Consider the following 2534-nt stretch of genomic DNA (forward strand, 5'->3'; position numbering starts at 1 on the left):
ATCCTGATCAGGCTTGTGCGCCTTTTCCGGATGCCGCAAGCGCGGGGCGTTGGCGATCGTATCGAGGACAGTGACCATCGGGAAACCTGGTTCATTCGCGACGCCAGTCAGGCGTTCGCTGTCATAACGTCATCTAGGACTTTTCAACGCAAAGAAAAAGGCCGCCGCGGCGCATGCCGCAACAGCCTTTTTCGCATGGCAGCTTTTCAGTGATGCTATCGGCGCACCAGACGCCCCGCCCAGATCAGCAGGCAGGCACCGATAAAGCCGGTGATCAGATAGGCAATCCAGCCGACGCCGAACGGGCCAAAATTGAGAGCCTGCAGAATGGCGTTCAGCACGACCGCGCCGACGATGCCCATAACGATGTTCATGAAGATGCCGGTGTTGCTCTTCATGAACATTTCGGCGAACCAGCCTGCCAGGCCGCCGATGATGATGGCTGCTATCCAGCCGACGCCATTCAGGTGCATATGCCTTCTCCTTGTGTGATGCGTGAAAACGCATCCGCAAACGAAGTACCTTGCCGCCGGGTTCCATCTGTAGCAGCGCTTTCAATCTATCAGGCGTTGAGCGCGCGGCCATAGGCGTCGAGCACGCTTTCCTTCATCATCTCCGACAGCGTCGGGTGCGGGAAGATGGTGTGCATCAGCTCTTCCTCGGTCGTCTCCAGGTTCATTGCCACGACAAAGCCCTGGATCAGTTCGGTCACTTCGGCACCCACCATGTGGGCGCCGAGCAATTGACCGGTCTTCTTGTCGAAGATGGTCTTGATGAAACCCTGATCCTCGCCGAGCGCAATGGCCTTGCCATTGGCGGCGAACTGGAAGCGCCCGACCCGGATGTCCTTGCCCTCGGCCTTGGCCTTGGCTTCCGTCAGGCCAACCGAGGCGACCTGCGGATTGCAGTAGGTGCAGCCCGGAATCTTCAGCTTGTCGGTGGCATGCACGCCAGGAAAATCAGCGATCTTCTCGATGCACACGACCCCCTCATGTTCTGCCTTGTGGGCGAGCATCGGCGGGCCGGCGACATCGCCGATGGCGTAGATGCCCGGCACATTGGTCTTGCCGTAGCCGTCGATGACGATGCAGCCGCGCTCGGTCTTCACGCCTAGCGCCTCAAGCCCGAGGCCCTCGATGTTGCCCTGGACGCCGACGGCCGAGATCATGCGATCGGCGGTGATCTTCTCGACCTTGCCGTCCTTCATCTCGACATGCGCGGTGACCGAGTTCGCACCCTTCTCGACCTTGGTCACCTTGGCTTCGAGGATGATCTTCATGCCTTGCTTCTCGAACTGCTTTTGCGCGAATTTCGAGACTTCGGCATCCTCGACGGGCATCACTGCCGGCAGCAGTTCGACCACCGTTACTTCGGCGCCCATGGTGCGGTAGAAGGAGGCGAATTCGATGCCGATGGCGCCCGATCCCATGACCAGCAGCGACTTCGGCATCTCCTTCGGCACCATGGCCTCGAAATAGGTCCAGATCAGTCTGCCGTCAGGCTCGATGCCGGGCAGCGCGCGTGGCCGCGCGCCGGTCGCCAGGATGATGTGCTTGGCGGTGTAGGTGCCCTCGCCCTTGACGCCTTTCGGCACCGGCGGCTGCGGCTCCATCGGCTTCTTGGCCGTATTGGACACGGCGATCTCACCCGGCTTCGAAAGCTTGGCCTCGCCCCAGATGACATCGACCTTGTTCTTCTTCATCAGGAAGGCAACGCCGCCATTGAGCCGCAGCGAGACCTTTCGCGAGCGGTCGACCACGGCCGCTGTGTCGGCGCTGACTTTGCCGTCGAGCTTCAGCCCGTAATCCTTCAGGTGATCCGAATAGTGCATGATCTCGGCCGAGCGCAGCAGCGCCTTGGTCGGGATGCAGCCCCAGTTGAGGCAAATGCCGCCGAGATGCTCGCGCTCGACGATCGCCGTCTTGAAGCCGAGTTGCGCGGAACGCACCGCGGTGACATAGCCGCCAGGGCCGGAGCCGATGATGATGACGTCGTAGTTCTCAGCCACGGGTTTTCTCCTTCACAATTCCAGCATGACGCGCACGACGGGTGCCAGCGCCTTGCCGATGTTTCGCGTGTTTTCGGCGTCGAGGTGGACGCCATCAAGCGGTGTGGTTTGCGCCACGCTGCCGGCGTCGAAGAAGCCGCAGCCGGCCTCGTCGGCGAGCGCTGCATATTGCGGTGCCAAAAACTTCGAGGCGTCATCGCCACCGGCGAACATTTCCTTGAAGTCGGCATTTTCAGTACGGCTGACGACAGGCGGCGAAACGATCAGGATCTGCGGCGCGGGCCAGTCGAAGGGATAGTCGTGACCGCGCACGATATCGATCAGCCGCTGGATGCCCTGCTTGGCCGCGACGGGATTCCCGTGGATCCATGGCTTCATGTCGTTGGCGCCGAGCATGATGACAATCAGGTCGATCGGCGCATGGGTCGTCAGCACCGTTGGCAGCAGCCTGGCGCCGTTGCGATCCGCGCCGGCCAGATGGTCGTCGAAGGCCGTGGTGCGGCCGTTGAGGCCATCGGCAATCACT

4 protein-coding genes are annotated in these 2534 nt (G+C 61.4%); 1 reads left to right on the forward strand and 3 read right to left on the reverse strand.

Translation table 11 applies throughout. The features are described 5' to 3' along the window. On the forward strand, nt 1-213 hold a 213-nt coding region (locus EN984_RS38355), incomplete at its 5' end, for a hypothetical protein (protein ID WP_206517527.1). Nucleotides 214-215: 2 nt separating this feature from the next. Here EN984_RS38355 and EN984_RS30855 read toward each other — a convergent pair. From EN984_RS30855 to EN984_RS30865, 3 genes are all read right to left on the reverse strand, one after another. Next, entirely contained in the window at nt 216-473 is a 258-nt protein-coding gene (locus EN984_RS30855) for a GlsB/YeaQ/YmgE family stress response membrane protein (RefSeq protein ID WP_023812036.1), read from the reverse strand. Between the two features lie 89 nt (nt 474-562). Beyond that, complete coding sequence (gene lpdA, locus EN984_RS30860) at nt 563-2008, reverse strand: dihydrolipoyl dehydrogenase (protein WP_127270641.1); 1446 nt, start codon at nt 2006-2008, stop codon at nt 563-565. 12 nt (nt 2009-2020) lie between these two features. After that, nucleotides 2021-2534, reverse strand: a 514-nt coding sequence (locus EN984_RS30865; protein ID WP_127384197.1) for an SGNH/GDSL hydrolase family protein, incomplete at its 5' end; no start/stop codon positions are given.

This window comes from Mesorhizobium sp. M7A.F.Ca.CA.004.12.1.1 (genome assembly GCF_003997835.1).
Classification (GTDB): domain Bacteria; phylum Pseudomonadota; class Alphaproteobacteria; order Rhizobiales; family Rhizobiaceae; genus Mesorhizobium.

What these genes read in the sequence shown, in the direction of transcription:
- EN984_RS30855 (WP_023812036.1), bottom strand. Translation starts at nt 473, where the DNA reads ATGCACCTGAATGGCGTCGGCTGGATAGCAGCCATCATCATCGGCGGC.